Consider the following 13,959-nt stretch of genomic DNA (forward strand, 5'->3'; position numbering starts at 1 on the left):
GGCAGTCAAAGGTGCTTTTTAAAACTCCCTGCTGTTATATCCACCGCGACGCCCAACATGAACGCTGTCGGCAGCAGGATCCACAGTGGATGTACGCTCACGGGTAACGCCAGATATACCACCCACGGCAACACTGTCAGCGGCAAGATCATGGCTCGCGCCCGGTGGTAGAGGAAGCCTGACTCCCTCCCAGCGCTGAAGCGGCGTAGATCCCTTCGCACGAGACCATCGACCAGCCCAGTCAGGGCCGCCAAGGCGAACAGCGGCAGAGTCATGATCAGCACCAACAGGCGCAGAAGGAAGGTCGTAGTCGTGTAAAACACCGCCAGCACACAGCGCTCCAGGTGCACCACCACCTGCGTGAGGGTGATGTTGAAGTCCGCCGTAATATCCGCTGATTTTTCTTGTTCGTTCATGCGCTTCAGCCAATCTAGTAACCCGCTGTCCAGCAGCAGGCTCTGGTGCAGCCAACTCACCAAGCGATAGGCGCTCCGCCCTGGCTCCTGCACCACCACACTGTGGGTGAAGTGGGTGGAGAGCTGTTGCAACTCGAAGTTCATCATCCCCTGGACATGGCGCCAGCCTTGGTCGGGCCAGAACAGGTGCAGACCCACCAGTTCGATCAGCAGGCACAACATCAGGGAACCCAGTAGCACGCCGAGAAAACGCAACGGCAGGGTGATCAACGCGGCGATCAGGCCTTGCTGGCGGACCTGCTGTTGCTGTGCAACGTTGGCTGGGTCACGCATGTTTGCGCTCTTCGCCATGCCAGGCCGGTGCGTCATCGATGTACTGGCGGCGCATATGGTCGGCCAGGGCGCGTAGGTTGTCGGGCAGGTCGGTCTCGGGGTCGTGGATCGGCAGAGGTATACGCAGTTTCCACAGAGTGCCGCCTTCGAGCAGGGCAAAGGCCTGACCCTTGGGCAGTGCAACGATGTGTGCCGGTTCCAGCATCGGCACGCTGCTGATGGTGATACGGTCCATGCTGCTGGAAGTGAAGGCCGTGCGCCCGTGCGGGTCGGAACTGTCGGTGGTACCGCTGACTGGAGAGACGCTGGCGATTTCCACATTGGGCAGTTGCTTGGTCAGCAGCTCGGCGGTAGCGGTCTCGCGGACCCGCAGCATGATCAGGTTGTTGAAGTTGCCGACCACCTGACCTGCTTTCGCGCGGTTGCCGAGACGGGCTTCGATATCGCTGAGGGTCTGGGTGTAGGCGGTGACTCGCATCCCGGCGCCGCCACTCTTATTGACTAGGGGAATGAACTCATCGCCCATCAATTCGCTGAACTCATCCGCATGGACGTTGATCGGCGCCGCGGAGCTATTCGCTGCGCCGGGCAGTCCGTCATTCAGCCCGAATTTGTACAGATGGCCGGCTACCGACACCAGGTCCGCGAACATCGAGTTGCCCACTGCCGCCGCAACCTCGGCGTCGGACAGTGCATCCAGACCGACATACACCACCGCTCGTTGGCGTACCACCTGCATCCAGTCAAAGATTGGCCGTGGGTCGTTGAGGTCGGCATAGTCCGGTGCCAGCAACTGGGCGATTTGGCCACTGGTCAATTTCTCCAGCAGGGGTAAGAGGGAGGCGACGATCTTGTCGAAGAATGTGCGTTCATAACGCACGGCGCTGCGTAGGCCTTCGAGCACCGGGTCGAACATGGGTACCTGCGCCAGGTATTGCTCGATCGCCACCACCCTCCGATCACGGCCGAGCATATGACGGGGCGTATTGCGCTCGTTGATCTCGCCTTCAATCTGCACAATCGCTTCCCAGGCCTTGGGGGTGCTCTTGGCAAAGAAGTGCTGGGCATACTCGATAAACAGCGTGTCGATATTGACCACATGGCGCTGGATCAGCAGGTAGTCCGGGCGGTGCCCGAGCTCGACCAGGGCGCGGGCGATGATGTTGACAAAGCGCCAGGCGAATTCGCGGAATGCGGCGCTGTTGCCCTCGGCGGAGAGCTGGCCGGCGATGCGGCTGGCCACCTCAGTGATACGGCCGAAGCGGCCCACGGCGTTGTAGCGCGCCGAGCTGTCGGGGCAGCCGAGGTGGAACACATAGAAGGAGTCCAATCGCCCGCAGCGTTGGCACTCCATGAACATACGTTGGAATAGAGCAACGTCGCCCTTGGGATCGAAAACGATACAGATCTCGCCGCGGCGGATGTCCTGGGCGATCAGCAGTTCGGCCAGGCGGGTCTTGCCGACGCGAGTAGTGCCGAGCACCAGGGTATGGCCGACCCGTTCCCGGAGCGGCAGGCTGACGTCCACTTCGTTGGGCTCGACACCGTGCAGGCGAGGTAGGCCTCCCACAGCAGGCCAGGGGCGTAGTGGGTTGAGGGGATGATCCCAAGCGGTGAGTCGCGCCAGTTGCGAGAGAGGGAAGGGCGCGAACTCCAGGCGTTGTTCCAAGTGCCGGGCGTAGCGCTGGCGCCGGGGTATTTCTACGTAATGGCGGAACTCCGGGCGGTAGGTCTGCAACAGACGGTGGGTGTGGTGGGGTTCCCAGCGGAAACCGCGACCGAGGAACAGCCGTTCGTGGCTGACTGGAATCTGAGAGTCACGCAAGGCGTAGCGGGGCTGACGGCGGATGTTATGGCGGTAGCGCAGGATCACCGAGGCCTGACGTAATCGAATCGCGCCGAAGCCGGCAAACACCGATGCCGCCCCCAGGCCCAATTCTGGGCTGAGTGCCAGCGACCAGGGTGCTGCTAAGCACAGTGACGCACTTCCAGCGCAGACGGCAGCGGTGTACAGCTCCACCGCCGGGCGCAGGAGCACTTCGACGGTCTGGACCATCTCATTGCTCGATTGCCGTCGCGGTGATCAGCACGGGGTATCGAGTCAATGCCAGGCGGGCGGCGAGATCGTCTCCTGGCACCGGGTTCAGACTCAGGCCGGGGGCTCGATTGCGCAGAGCTTGCAACGCTGCCATCGACTCGACATTGACCACCAGCCCGACGGCGCCGAGGCGTTGCAGATCGGGTAAGCGTTGCTGCAGCCAGGCGTGTGAGCGCGGGTCGTCACCAATCAGAAATAGTGCAGTGATGCCGGGCAGGTTGATTGCCCGAGGCTCGACAGGTCCGGGGCGCAGTGAGGGAGAGCGGATGGGCAAGAAGTCGGCCTCGTTGTAGGGCATTGACGGCGGCGTGTTTGGCTCTTCAAGGGCGAATGGGGTGAGGGGCAGCCCCAGCAGGAAGATGAGAAGCCGGCAAGGGCGCTTCATGGGTGATTCTCCTGCGTCGTGGGGGCAGCGACGTGGGCCAAATATCGCTCAACGCTGCTTCGGTAACGAATGGCCGGGAGACCACCGGCGGGGCGGTGGTAACGGCCGACCGCTATCAACCAGCTTTCGGCAGGGTTGTATTGCTCGCGCAGAATGGTCGCGGCCAGGAGCAGGTTGCGGTAGGGCTCCAGTAGCTCGCAGGGCTGGCGAACGCGGTGTTGTTGATGGCCAATATTGAGTTGGCCGAGGCCCACATCCACTCGCGTGGCTGGGGTGATTCGCAAGGTGCGGTATAGAGCGGTGCAGGCTTCGCGTCGGGTGGCATAGCGGTGGGGCTGCCCGGCGATATTCAGCGTCCAGGGCCATGGCACCACTCGGCCACGCAGAGCCCAGCCACTCTCCTGCAGGGCCACGGCATAGAGCACGTTCGAGGGTACCCGCGCTTGCGCCGCTGCCACCTGATAGGCCAGTGGTGGAAGCTCTCTTGCTGTGAGTGCTGCTGGATCAAGCAGTATCGGGACCCACACCAGAGCGACGGCGCGGCAGGTCATTGACGTTGCCATTGGCCGTCCACCTCGCGCACCAGTGCCGGCAGGTCGCCTGCCACTCCAAGGCTGTTCCAGCGTCCCGCGTCGTGGTTGAGGGTGATACGGCGTTCACGCACGCTCAACGGGTCCAGCGTGACCTGCTGAGCCCAACGTCGCAAGCGGGCATCGTCGCTGTCGCTGCCGACCATATACAGATCGAACTCCAGGCCTGCGCTCTGCAGCTTCTTGACCTGAAGATTGCAGGACATGCAGTTGTCCTTGATAAACAGGGCCAGGCGTCCATTGCCGGGCAGCCTTATGGGACTGTTGTTGCGGGCATCCATCAGGCTGACCGGCAGCAGGTTCGGGTACAGCCGCTTCCAGGCTTGGTCATAGGCGCGTTGGTAGGCCAGTTCCTTGGCCACTCGCGCGGACTCGGCGTGTACCTGCAATTCGGCATAACGACGGCGTTCCTCGTCGTTGCGGGCCTCAATGCCGAGCGCGGTCAGTGGGTCGAGATTGGGCGAGTAGACACCCAGCGGGCCCTGTTGCAGTTGCCGATAGCGCACCCAGTCCTCGGCGCGCAGGCCCCAGTCCTGGGCCAACTGTTCATCCGTGCGGGTTTCGCGGCTTTCACGTTGTTGGCTGATTCGGGTGTCGCTGATGAAGTCTCCGCCGGCCAGTGCCGAGGCCAGCCCGAACAGCAGGGTAATGGGCAGCCATGACAGGGCGCGGAAGTTGGTTGGTGATGGCATGGCTCATTCCTTCGGCAGCGTCAGGCGCCGTACTTGCCGATCCACTACGAACAGCGCGCTTTCACCTTCCAGTGCTTGCAACTGCCAGCGTCCTTCTGCTTCGCCAATGCGCAGCAAGTGGACCTGTACCAACTCGGCTGTGCCATTCGGTTGGATCGCCAGGAAGCGCTCGCCGCCGCGTGATTCGATACCAAGCACTTGGAAGGAGGGCGCGACGGGGATAGTGCGGGGTTTGGCAGAGGAACTATGGGGCTGAGCTGTATCTGGTTTGGGGGCTTGGAGCTGTTGCTCCAGGAGGTCCAAGCGAACTTGCAGGGTCTCCACGCTGGCCGCGCTAGCGGCATCCTGCTGCCGCTGGCTCAGGGCGTCCCACAGCTGTTGCCAGCGATCGCTGACTTGCTGAAGATCGGTCTTGCTCGCCTTAGCTGGTGCGGCTTCAAATTCCGCCTTGAACGTTTCCAGAACGGTCACGTGATCCCGCAGCTCGGCGATCTGGGCATTGGGCGCGTTCTGTTGGTGTTGTGCGTCCATATGGGCGGCGGAAATCGCCAATGCGATCAAGGCCACCGTCAGCAGCGTCAGCCAAGCGACGACCACCAGATGCGTCAGGCGTGGGCGAGATGTTGGGTTCATGGCTGGGCTCCCGACGATGGTTCCCATACGGAGGTATCGGCGATAAAGCAGACCTGTCGTTCGCGCTCATTGATCGATAAACGCCAAGCGTTGCCGGCCAACAGTTGTAAGGTCTTGTTCAACGGCAGAGGTCCAAGCCGCACATGCGCGGCGGGCAAGGGCAAAGACCACAAAGCCGCCAGTACGGGATCGCCGTCGCACAGCTGGTAGCCTGAGCGCCGCAACACGTAGCGCATTGCATCGCCGACACTGGTGTCCGGTGTAGCGGGGATACGCAAGTCGATGATCTGATGCTGCAGATCCAGTTGGGCGAGTTCTGGGCGCAGTTCAATCAGGGTGTAGCGACCTTGCCTGAGCACAGAAACCGGAGTGGCACTGACCGAGGCAGTAGTCATGTCAGCAGAAGAAGAGGGGAGCGGTGACGTCGACGCACAGCCGGCCAGCAGGCATAGGCTCAAGCACAGTGTGTTACGGCACTGGAAAACATCCCGGGTACGCATCGGATGGCCCTCTGGTGGAGAGCGCTATTTGACGAATCGTGCCGGGTATCGTCAGCAGGCAAAGCGGCTTGAGCAGTTCCCCTGTAATGGCGTAGTCACCCTCAGGTTTACCGCAAAGACAAATGGCCTTCCTAGGAAGGCCGTCGTCTGTTCGCTCAGTACTCCTCGGGTAGCAACATTGTTGTCACTGACCGATCCCACTCGGTGATGATCCACAACGTCAACTCGGACGTGTGGTGATAAACCGACAGCAGGCGTTCGCCATGCTCGAGGGCGGACTGATTGGTTTGCCAGTCCTCTGGATCGACATCACCCCAATCGCCTTCAAGATGGCGAAGTAGGTAGGACGACGGGTCGAGTTTTCCATCCTCGATCAGCATTTGGACGCCTCGGCTGGCAATAACGACGCCGGGGGTAAAGCGTGGTGTGAAAGCGCAATGGGTTTCCATGATGGTTTCCTGAGTGCGCGGCAAGGCCATGGCTTGCGAGTGACAAACCATGGGCATTGCGAGGGGATGAATGGACGTGCGGTTTAGAACGACTTGGCCGCAGCGGGCGATTCGGGGATGGAGGCCTCCGAGGTGTCGGAGGTTTTGGACGATTGGGGCTCAACAATGTGCTCGTCGTTGGCGCTGGGCCTAGCCTGATACACCTGTTCGCCGTCGATCTTGATCCAGCTGATAAACAGCAAGCGTGCCTTGAGGCTGACACCGGTTTGGCCGGCCTTCTCGCCGCGTTGATAGGGGAACAGATCGACCCACAGATCACCGAGCCGAAAGCCGATCAGCACCTTGTGGCCTTCACGGACCGTTTCGGCGTGGTGCCTGACCAGACGTTGGGCTTCGCTGCCACTGACTTTGACATCGAAGTAGCGATAGTCCGGGGACTCTGTTGGTCCGCAGAGGGCGGCGATAGTGCAGGCCAGAAAAGGCTTGCCGCGGTTGGGTTTCACCTCGCGGATGCGATTGAGATAACCAAGGCCGCTGGTATGCAGATCGAAGTAGGTCGCGTCGGCGACCGCAGATGATTGGGACATGACAGTCTCCTGAGTTCGGATGGCAAATGAACGTGGAGACGCCCCGCAGGGACAGACTCCACGGGGTGGGGGGCCAGTGCATGACTGGCGGGGATTGATGGCATCGCCCGTCGTGCTGACGGGGTTCGCGCGAGGATGCGGTGCGAACGGGAGTGATCAGCGCAAGGCACCGTGGTCTTGAAGATCGTGACCACCTGGGCATGTTGCCGAACGGGTCGGCGGAACATGCAGGCAGCATCGGTCGTCAATGACGTGAGTGCACGTTTCAATGCGCCGTGCCACGGCTCCGCGTTGTTTCGTGGGTGGATCGGATCGAAGCCCCAGAGGAGGGGCTTCGTGTGATCTGATCAGTTGTCGCTCGTGTAGATGACGAGCCCCTCCAGAGGAGCCGCGTCCGGATCGAAGATCAGTATCCGCACATCCGCCTGTGCGGCCAGATGAAGCACGTTGACTAGCGATTCCGGCATGCCGGCGTCTAGCTGTTCTTGCCGCAGTTCCTCGGCGGTGCAGTCGCTGACGTCACCCAGGTTGGCATCCGTCCAGGGTGTGTCGATCAGCTTGCAGCCCAGGGTCTGGCTGACGGGGAGCGTGAACACCTCGAACAGCAGCCCTGTCGGAGTGTGGTGGGCAGTCTGCGCTACCAACCAGTTATAGGCCGCGTCGCACAGATGAACACTGCTGATCTCCCAGCAACGGCTGTAGTGTCCGGTCTCGAACGCCAGCTGTTTGATCCGTAGTTGGGCAACAGTCTGGGAGTAGAGGTCGCCTAGCAGAACGGGCGGTTGTCGATAGTGGGCGAATAGAGCGTAGATAACCTGCACCACCACTCCGATGTGGGAATACTGGGCGTCGTGCTCCTCGAGGGTAGTCGGCGCTGTCAGGACCAGTGCATGTTCGTCGTTGAACAGGCATTGGCGACGGGAGAACTGGTCGTCGTCCATGTCCTGCTGGGATGGGTGCGGCGGTCGATGACACAGCGGCGCATCGACGTCGTAGAGAATGGCCAGCAATCGCTGAATGCGCAGATCACTGAAGCCGCGTGCAAACGGATTGAAAGGATGAGTAGGCATGTGTCGATCTCCTGCTGAAGGGAGAGGGACACCGCCCGACGGGAGGTGTCCCGTCGGGGCTGTCGCGTGCTGTGTTACCAGCCGCTGTAGTTGAGGATCAGATGGGCGATTAGCGCGCGTCGTTTCATGTCCAGCACACCAAGATCAGCCAGGCCGTGGACACCGGCTGCTTGAAGCAGGCGTCCCCCGTCATCGGCATTGTAAAAGCTGACCAGTGAGGCCAGAAATACCTTTTCGCCATGGCTCATGACGCCGATGGCTCGCTGGATCAGTGGCATGTTGGGGCACAGGTCCCATTTGCTCTGGGCATCTTGGAAGCCTGAACGACTGCCGTCGCCGAAATAGGTGATTCCGGCAAGCTGGACGGCCTGTTTCCAGGCGCGGAAGAACAGATGGGGCGTTTGAGTGCTTTGATGATGGGCGCGGATCAGTTCCGCGAGTATGGGGTCGATGGTCTCCTGGGGCATATTGAGGGACTCCTGTCAGGGGCCGATGGGAAGGGCCGCTTGATGGGATAAATGCGCCTGCGGGCTTGTTGCAGGCCGTTGGATCAACGCGGTAAACACCGAGTTGTAGCCTTGAAGATCTTGGCTACCTGGGCGGGTGCCAAACGAGTTGGCAGCGCTGGACGGTAGAGTGGGTATGTGTGATCGGTGTGGGTAGCGCCAATCCGATGTTGGATGTGATCAGTTTTTTTCGGGTGGACTCACCCTCAAAATCTAAATTGTATTTATACAACACTGCCTATGTTAGAAACGTGGCTCGTCGTGCCTTATTGTGTTTTCTTCATCAGGCTCGTCTTCAGGATTTGGCTCCGGGACTAAACCTAAGTTAGCCCATCCTGCAAGCTCGTGAAATGAGTCGAAGGCGTAACTATCTACGGGGCCTAACATGGAGATTCCAAATAGGACGATCGGGAAGTTCTGCCTGCGAGTTTCCCCACCTCGCAAGCTGAGTAGCCATTGAAGGTATAGAGCAAATTCATCAGCATGTAATCCAGCCTTTCCCTGAGCTACTGAGCGCGCAAGAGCTTCACCCTTGAACACAAGAGCTGTCTCATCAACTAAATTAGTTGTAGCAAAAACTGCTTCACACGAAGGTAGTACATCTGGATGGCAAACCAAATCTTGGTAAATTCCACCGAGGGTTTCCAGCCCTCCACCCCTATGTTTTTTTCCCCACATCGCGAAATGACACTGTCTGTGGAGTAACCTTGCCTCTTGTATGTGAATTAGATTTTCGCAGAGTAGGCAAGCAGATTCTTTAGAGTTCTCTTTCCCTAGGTTGTGGCGGTTTGATTTGAACTCTATAAGCAGGAATTGATCGTTAGCGGCAAACATCTCATCAGCGTTAAAGTGCCTATCCGCGCCACACAGCGGAATGCTCAAGTCAAGCGCACCCGTCATGTTGCAAGCCTTGAAAAGCTGACGGTGAAAAGTCCTTGCTACACTATCTTCTCGTCCTGACACTAATCGTTTCCTCATGGGGCATTCGTCGATCGAAGTGAGGCTAGCAAAATGCTATCTAGTCGTCCATCAGCAGCTTTGCTGCGAGGGCGCCAGTTCAACTCTTGGCACTTGCCCGCAGTATGTCAAATTAGTGGAGGTCTGCGTGTGAGTTACTCGCCGTCTTCCTCCTGCCAATGAGCGTCGTAATCCTGCCCGCCATAAAACACACCCAGGATCGATACCGTTGTGGTGTGAGTGTCCGCCGTAAAGGCAATGATGGTGCTATGTCGGTAGTGGGTGATACGCAAGCCAGGCATCAAGTCGTCACGGCGGTTGCCGCGGAGCGGGAAGGTAGACAGGCTTTCGCAGTAGTTGATGATCGCGTCGACATAGCGTGCGGCGATGACAGGTGAGTCGGCGTTGGTGATGTAGTCTTCAAGGGCGTCGAGTTGCGTCAACGCTTCAGGTGCGAAGACAACGTTGTAACTCACGGCTTATCGGCGCCTTTGCGTTGACGTTTGGCGGCCAGGTGTTCACGGACCTGGTCGGTGGACAGTGCCCGGCCCGGGTCGGCTTTGAGCGCCACGGCTGCCGGGATCACCTGATCACGCAGCCATTCTTCTATGGCTCGGTCACGTGCCAACAGGGCGCGCAGCCCATCGCGAATCACTTCGCTCTCGGTGGCGTATTCACCGGTGGTCACCTTGGCTTTCACTGCTGCCGCCATTTCGAGGGGCAGGGTGATGCTCATTTGTTGGGTTGAGCGCATGTTGGACTCCGCCGGTGAAAGGTAGGATTAAATCCTACTCGCTCATTGGCGCGTTGCAATAGGCAACTGACCAGCGTGATGGAAGGTGCGCCCCCCTGGCTTACGCCGAGGGGGCGGGAGGGATCAAGCCAACTGCAACCGAGCAATCAACGGATGCTCGCGTTGCTGGGTCTGCCAGAGATCGTAGGCCGCCTGTTCGGCCAAGTACTGGCGAGCACTGCCCAAACCGGCCAGTTCCAGCCGGTAAGCCAGGTCAGCGGAAATCGCCGCATGGCCATGCAGCACTGTCGACAGCTGACCACGGGAATACCCCAGGTGCCGGGCCAGAGCAGCGACACTCAGGCCGACGGCGGGTAACACGTCTTCACGTAGCGCCTCGCCGGGGTGGGGAGGATTGTGCATCGGCATCAGGAACCTCCTTAGTGATAATCAAGGTAATCGACCTGGTCGGCATCGGTGCCGTCGAAGCGGAACACGACACGCCAGTTACCCGACACGCTGACCGACCAGTAGCCCACGTAGGGGCCTTTGAGTGGATGCAATCGGTTGCCAGGGCGGTCCATGTCTTGCGGCGTTTGCGCGACATCAAGGGATGCCAGCAGGCGGCACAGACGGGCAACGTGATCGGCGCGAACGCCGGATGTATCGCCGCGTTGGTGCAACACCTTCAGGCCCTTGTGCCGGAAGCGCCGGATCATGGTAACTGGAGTGTAAGGCATGGCCTTACACTATTCAATGGGCGTGGACGGGACTGCATCACGGGGCTCCTGTGAATGGGCGCCGTCGTACGTTGGGACGGTACGCAGCGTTGAGAGACAGGGAACGGTCAGCGCGAGAGCGCGGCGCAGCCTTGAAGACCTGGGCTGCCTGGGCGGTTGCCGATCGATACGGCGATCACGTAGGCAAGCCTGTAGGAGCGCGTGCCGCGGTGCCTGTGGTAATACGCAGGGAAGGGCAACCCGATTGGAGGGGAAGGAGCGTTGAACCGCTTGATGTGAGGCGGTGCTGGTTCGCCGAGACATGTGCAGTGGGCAAGTGCCGATGCGCCATAACGCAGACGTGTTGGCTAACTAGGCTTCGTCCGCTGCGTCACGGCCCGATGATTCGACGGGGGCTTGCAAGGTCACCTTCGCCAAGCGATACGGCAGGATGCCGATACGTCGCGCCTCGATCTTGAAGGTCACGCGTGGGTTGTCCTCGCGATCCTCCCATTCCTCGCGGACAGTGCGGCCATCGACCAGCACGCGCATGCCTTTCTGATACACCGCTTGCCATTGCTCGGCATCCTGGTGCCACAACTCTACCGGCGCCCAGTAACCGCCTCGATCCTCATAGCCGTCCCTGGTCGGTACCGGGTTGTCGAAATAGACATTCAGCCTTAGCAAGCGTCGTGGTTCGGCGTTATCCCGAGGAAACTCTCGGTAGTCGGGGGCGGAGCCGATATTGCCTTCACCGACAAAGTAGGTGCTCATGGGACCTCCCTTGCGACGCACTCCCGTCGCTGGTGGTAGATACGTTCGGCATGGGCCAGCTTGTCGGCCGTGCTGCGCGCCAGTTGCGCCAGGGCGTGGGTCAGGCTGATCTGGGCATTGAGTAAGATGCGCTGGCGTTCGAGCTGGTACAGCGTTGGCACTACGGCCAAGGGCGTGGTCGGGACCAGCAGTAGGGCCTGCCACTGCGCCACACCCATGGCCGTGCGATCGACTCGGCGCCAGCGCAAAAACGTGGTGCCCGCCTGGGTGGCCTGACGACTCAGCTGCACTGGCAACAGGTGCAGCGGTGAGATGTGGGCACGGGCCAGCATTGAGGGCAGGGTCTGCTGGATCAATGCATCACGCTGCGCGACACAGGCATTGGCCAGGATCAGCAGTTCCCCCTTACCCTTGAAAAGGCCTTTTAGGGAGGCCACCTGTTCCGCGACCTTCAACGGATTCATGACCGGTGCTCCTCGATCGGGGACTGGTCCAGAATGCCGTCATCGCCGCCCACGCTTGGCACTGGCGCAGCACCGGTGTTCTTGCCTGACCCTGACCTCCGTATCGCTGGCGCATGTCGGGCGCGCTGACTGCCATCGAGCACGGACTGCGGCAGGTCACCGAACTGTTCGCGCGCATAAGCAGCCTTGGCATTGCCGGTAGCGAAGTCGTTGCGACAGACCCCACTGGAGCGATAGGGCTGAACCAGGCTGAACAGGCTGCGCAACTGGTGTGCGCCTTCCTCCAGCCAGAGCTCCAGGGTCAGGCCGTCAATCAGCGCGGTGTGCTGGGCCAGGATGGCGAGGCGTGCCAGTTCGTCGTAGTCGGCCAGCAGGTAGAGCGCCAGAAATCCCAAAGGTGCATTGACGGTGATCGGCAGTTGCACAGGGGCGATGTTGAGGTTGTCGCCCAGATTCAGGGCGGACGGGGCTTGGGTCAGTGCGTCCCTCAGCTCTTCACGCAGGGCCAACAGGACGGTTCGGGTGGCATCGAGTTTTGCTTCAATGCGCAGTAGCCAGGCATCGGCGTAAGGATCATCGGTTGCCGCATCGCGGTGGATGCGGTTGGCCAGGGCGACAAAACCGTTCAGTCCCAGGATGCCGTGCAGATCGCCTGCCTGTGGGCGCCCATGCCAAAGGCGAATGGCATGGTGCGTGTGCAGGGTCAGTTGCATCTGACTGCGCAGGGTGCCGAGTGGGGTGTGGTTGGACGGGGCCATGGGCAAAGGGCTCGTGGGCAAATCGAGCACTTAGGGTGGTGCCGCTGATCATCACTGTCTGCCGTGAATGGGCTTGTCTGCCTGCCCAGTTTGCAGCGGTGGTGGCGGGACAGACCGCTATGGATTTATGCCAGTGGCATAATTTTCCGACGGACCGTTCAGGGCGAGCGAATACCGAGCAGTTGGCGCAACTCCGCCAGATGCTGTCGATCCACGGCACGTTGTGCCTCGTCTTGTACGGGAGGCGGCATGACCGGCCTCGCCGCGAGTTGGGCTGGCGCGACCCAACGATGAAAATCACCACGCAGGGCCTTCTGCACAATGCCGAACAGGTACGCCGCCGGGCGCTGGATGCCACCGCTCTCGCAGCGAATAGCCCACTCGTCCAGCACGGCTTGGCGCAGTGTTGGATCGACCCGCTGCAAGGTGGCCAATACCGCACTTTGTTCCTCCGGCCGCAGGCTGGCGAAGCGGGATGGCGGGCGCAGCGGATTGCTGTCGCTTGCGTGCGGTATACAAAAGCTTTTACTGATACTTAGTACAGTACTGGACACCTGCTTCGGATTCCGAAGTCTGGCGGATTCATTGGCTTTGCGTCCTGCTTCGGAATCCGAAGCAGGTGAGGGGATTTCGGATTCCGAAGTAGGTGTGCCTTCGGAATCCGAAGCAGGACCTACTTCGGATTCCGAAATTAGGGGCATCTCGGGTGACGTGAAAGCACTGGCATCATCCAACCAGTGGGCCAGTCGCTGCAGACGCTCAGGTCGCGGCTGCGTGACCAGAAGCGGATCCTCCGCCAGCTCCTGCAAAGCCTGATAGGCGACTCGCTGCAGCGCTTTGCTGGCGTGAACCAGTGATTGACTCACCAACTCCAGGTAGTCGGCATCCAGGTGCAAGGCTTCGCTGGGCGACAAGGGGTCATCGTGCAGAACATACATGTTGCCCTGCCATTGGCCGGCATCCCCGGGCCGTCGCCGGCGTACGAGACTGAGCCAGCGACTCAGACGCAACAAGGTCAGCGCACGAGCGACGGTCTCGCAGGAAGCTTGTACCGCGCAGGGGCTGGTGGCCAGGTAGGGGCGCAGATGTTCGTAGGTGGGGAGGGTGGTGATGCCATCGCCCTGGAGCAGCAGACGGATGACCTGCCAGGTGTTGCGCTCCAGGGGCGTCAGACGACGATCCAGCAGCAGGGCGCGGGGTACGCAGTCATGGGGATTGCCGCTGTAGACAAAGCCGTCGCCGGGCAGCGGTTTGACCGAGGGGCGTGCGGGAGATGCAGGAGGCTGACCCATGAT

At 60.5% G+C, this 13,959-nt stretch carries 19 protein-coding genes and 1 pseudogene; all 20 read right to left on the minus strand.

Going from position 1 to position 13,959, the window contains the following annotated elements; translation table 11 throughout:
* Positions 1-5: 5 nt before the first annotated feature.
* Complete coding sequence (locus tag NUH87_RS30605) at positions 6-749, minus strand: TIGR03747 family integrating conjugative element membrane protein (RefSeq protein ID WP_338523999.1); 744 nt, start codon at positions 747-749, stop codon at positions 6-8.
* A gap of 10 nt (positions 750-759) precedes the next feature.
* Positions 760-2,805 (minus strand): annotated as a pseudogene (gene traD, locus NUH87_RS30610) (type IV conjugative transfer system coupling protein TraD); the annotation flags it as partial.
* A 1-nt stretch (position 2,806) separates the two neighbouring features.
* Complete coding sequence (locus tag NUH87_RS30615) at positions 2,807-3,232, minus strand: integrating conjugative element protein (protein WP_338524000.1); 426 nt, start codon at positions 3,230-3,232, stop codon at positions 2,807-2,809.
* The gene (locus NUH87_RS30620; protein ID WP_422393893.1) at positions 3,229-3,795 is read right to left on the minus strand and encodes a transglycosylase SLT domain-containing protein; all 567 of its coding nucleotides are present in this window, start codon (positions 3,793-3,795) and stop codon (positions 3,229-3,231) included. Before NUH87_RS30620 ends, NUH87_RS30615 begins: the two co-directional genes overlap by 4 nt.
* Positions 3,780-4,514 carry a TIGR03759 family integrating conjugative element protein gene (locus tag NUH87_RS30625; protein WP_338524001.1) on the minus strand — a complete coding sequence of 245 codons (735 nt, stop codon included), beginning with the start codon at positions 4,512-4,514 and terminating at the stop codon, positions 3,780-3,782. The genes NUH87_RS30620 and NUH87_RS30625 overlap by 16 nt, the downstream gene beginning before the upstream one ends.
* A 3-nt stretch (positions 4,515-4,517) precedes the next feature.
* A complete protein-coding gene (locus tag NUH87_RS30630; protein WP_338524002.1) occupies positions 4,518-5,147 on the minus strand; it encodes a hypothetical protein in 630 nt (209 codons plus the stop codon).
* Positions 5,144-5,542, minus strand: coding sequence for a PilL N-terminal domain-containing protein (locus NUH87_RS30635; protein WP_338524003.1), 399 nt, complete (start codon positions 5,540-5,542; stop codon positions 5,144-5,146). The genes NUH87_RS30630 and NUH87_RS30635 overlap by 4 nt, the downstream gene beginning before the upstream one ends.
* A 260-nt stretch (positions 5,543-5,802) precedes the next feature.
* Positions 5,803-6,096 (minus strand): hypothetical protein, encoded by a 294-nt coding sequence (locus tag NUH87_RS30640; protein WP_338524004.1) that lies wholly within the window; start codon positions 6,094-6,096, stop codon positions 5,803-5,805.
* A gap of 83 nt (positions 6,097-6,179) precedes the next feature.
* Positions 6,180-6,683 (minus strand): STY4534 family ICE replication protein, encoded by a 504-nt coding sequence (locus NUH87_RS30645; protein ID WP_338524005.1) that lies wholly within the window; start codon positions 6,681-6,683, stop codon positions 6,180-6,182.
* A 347-nt stretch (positions 6,684-7,030) separates the two neighbouring features.
* Positions 7,031-7,753, minus strand: coding sequence for an ABC transporter substrate-binding protein (locus NUH87_RS30650; RefSeq protein WP_338524006.1), 723 nt, complete (start codon positions 7,751-7,753; stop codon positions 7,031-7,033).
* A gap of 74 nt (positions 7,754-7,827) precedes the next feature.
* Complete coding sequence (locus tag NUH87_RS30655; RefSeq protein WP_338524007.1) at positions 7,828-8,220, minus strand: hypothetical protein; 393 nt, start codon at positions 8,218-8,220, stop codon at positions 7,828-7,830.
* A 282-nt stretch (positions 8,221-8,502) separates the two neighbouring features.
* The gene (locus NUH87_RS30660; RefSeq protein WP_338524008.1) at positions 8,503-9,159 is read right to left on the minus strand and encodes a hypothetical protein; all 657 of its coding nucleotides are present in this window, start codon (positions 9,157-9,159) and stop codon (positions 8,503-8,505) included.
* A gap of 212 nt (positions 9,160-9,371) precedes the next feature.
* Complete coding sequence (locus NUH87_RS30665; protein ID WP_338524009.1) at positions 9,372-9,692, minus strand: type II toxin-antitoxin system RelE/ParE family toxin; 321 nt, start codon at positions 9,690-9,692, stop codon at positions 9,372-9,374.
* Positions 9,689-9,970 carry a type II toxin-antitoxin system ParD family antitoxin gene (locus NUH87_RS30670; protein ID WP_338524010.1) on the minus strand — a complete coding sequence of 94 codons (282 nt, stop codon included), beginning with the start codon at positions 9,968-9,970 and terminating at the stop codon, positions 9,689-9,691. Before NUH87_RS30670 ends, NUH87_RS30665 begins: the two co-directional genes overlap by 4 nt.
* Positions 9,971-10,093: 123 nt before the next feature.
* Positions 10,094-10,378, minus strand: coding sequence for a HigA family addiction module antitoxin (locus tag NUH87_RS30675; protein ID WP_338524011.1), 285 nt, complete (start codon positions 10,376-10,378; stop codon positions 10,094-10,096).
* 11 nt (positions 10,379-10,389) lie between these two features.
* Positions 10,390-10,668, minus strand: coding sequence for a type II toxin-antitoxin system RelE/ParE family toxin (locus NUH87_RS30680; protein ID WP_338527013.1), 279 nt, complete (start codon positions 10,666-10,668; stop codon positions 10,390-10,392).
* A gap of 372 nt (positions 10,669-11,040) precedes the next feature.
* Positions 11,041-11,442 carry a single-stranded DNA-binding protein gene (locus NUH87_RS30685; RefSeq protein WP_338524012.1) on the minus strand — a complete coding sequence of 134 codons (402 nt, stop codon included), beginning with the start codon at positions 11,440-11,442 and terminating at the stop codon, positions 11,041-11,043.
* Positions 11,439-11,906, minus strand: a complete 468-nt coding sequence (locus NUH87_RS30690) for a DUF3158 family protein (protein ID WP_338524013.1) — start codon at positions 11,904-11,906, stop codon at positions 11,439-11,441. Before NUH87_RS30690 ends, NUH87_RS30685 begins: the two co-directional genes overlap by 4 nt.
* Positions 11,903-12,664, minus strand: a complete 762-nt coding sequence (locus tag NUH87_RS30695; RefSeq protein WP_338524014.1) for a PFL_4669 family integrating conjugative element protein — start codon at positions 12,662-12,664, stop codon at positions 11,903-11,905. The genes NUH87_RS30690 and NUH87_RS30695 overlap by 4 nt, the downstream gene beginning before the upstream one ends.
* A 158-nt stretch (positions 12,665-12,822) precedes the next feature.
* On the minus strand, positions 12,823-13,956 hold the full coding sequence (locus NUH87_RS30700) for an STY4528 family pathogenicity island replication protein (protein WP_338524015.1): 1,134 nt from the start codon (positions 13,954-13,956) through the stop codon (positions 12,823-12,825).
* Between the last annotated feature and the right edge of the window lie 3 nt (positions 13,957-13,959).

Source organism: Pseudomonas batumici (genome assembly GCF_036585405.1).
In the GTDB taxonomy this organism is placed as follows: domain Bacteria; phylum Pseudomonadota; class Gammaproteobacteria; order Pseudomonadales; family Pseudomonadaceae; genus Aquipseudomonas; species Aquipseudomonas batumici.

Excerpts from the sequence above, each read along its gene's own strand:
- NUH87_RS30605 (WP_338523999.1), bottom strand. The coding sequence starts at position 749 with ATGCGTGACCCAGCCAACGTTGCACAGCAACAGCAGGTCCGCCAGCAA.
- NUH87_RS30615 (WP_338524000.1), bottom strand. The coding sequence starts at position 3,232 with ATGAAGCGCCCTTGCCGGCTTCTCATCTTCCTGCTGGGGCTGCCCCTC.
- NUH87_RS30620 (WP_422393893.1), bottom strand. The coding sequence starts at position 3,795 with ATGGCAACGTCAATGACCTGCCGCGCCGTCGCTCTGGTGTGGGTCCCG.
- NUH87_RS30625 (WP_338524001.1), bottom strand. The coding sequence starts at position 4,514 with ATGCCATCACCAACCAACTTCCGCGCCCTGTCATGGCTGCCCATTACC.
- NUH87_RS30630 (WP_338524002.1), bottom strand. The coding sequence starts at position 5,147 with ATGAACCCAACATCTCGCCCACGCCTGACGCATCTGGTGGTCGTCGCT.
- NUH87_RS30635 (WP_338524003.1), bottom strand. The coding sequence starts at position 5,542 with ATGACTACTGCCTCGGTCAGTGCCACTCCGGTTTCTGTGCTCAGGCAA.
- NUH87_RS30640 (WP_338524004.1), bottom strand. The coding sequence starts at position 6,096 with ATGGAAACCCATTGCGCTTTCACACCACGCTTTACCCCCGGCGTCGTT.
- NUH87_RS30645 (WP_338524005.1), bottom strand. The coding sequence starts at position 6,683 with ATGTCCCAATCATCTGCGGTCGCCGACGCGACCTACTTCGATCTGCAT.
- NUH87_RS30650 (WP_338524006.1), bottom strand. The coding sequence starts at position 7,753 with ATGCCTACTCATCCTTTCAATCCGTTTGCACGCGGCTTCAGTGATCTG.
- NUH87_RS30655 (WP_338524007.1), bottom strand. The coding sequence starts at position 8,220 with ATGCCCCAGGAGACCATCGACCCCATACTCGCGGAACTGATCCGCGCC.
- NUH87_RS30660 (WP_338524008.1), bottom strand. The coding sequence starts at position 9,159 with ATGACGGGTGCGCTTGACTTGAGCATTCCGCTGTGTGGCGCGGATAGG.
- NUH87_RS30670 (WP_338524010.1), bottom strand. The coding sequence starts at position 9,970 with ATGCGCTCAACCCAACAAATGAGCATCACCCTGCCCCTCGAAATGGCG.
- NUH87_RS30675 (WP_338524011.1), bottom strand. The coding sequence starts at position 10,378 with ATGCCGATGCACAATCCTCCCCACCCCGGCGAGGCGCTACGTGAAGAC.
- NUH87_RS30680 (WP_338527013.1), bottom strand. The coding sequence starts at position 10,668 with ATGATCCGGCGCTTCCGGCACAAGGGCCTGAAGGTGTTGCACCAACGC.
- NUH87_RS30685 (WP_338524012.1), bottom strand. The coding sequence starts at position 11,442 with ATGAGCACCTACTTTGTCGGTGAAGGCAATATCGGCTCCGCCCCCGAC.
- NUH87_RS30690 (WP_338524013.1), bottom strand. The coding sequence starts at position 11,906 with ATGAATCCGTTGAAGGTCGCGGAACAGGTGGCCTCCCTAAAAGGCCTT.
- NUH87_RS30695 (WP_338524014.1), bottom strand. The coding sequence starts at position 12,664 with ATGGCCCCGTCCAACCACACCCCACTCGGCACCCTGCGCAGTCAGATG.
- NUH87_RS30700 (WP_338524015.1), bottom strand. The coding sequence starts at position 13,956 with ATGGGTCAGCCTCCTGCATCTCCCGCACGCCCCTCGGTCAAACCGCTG.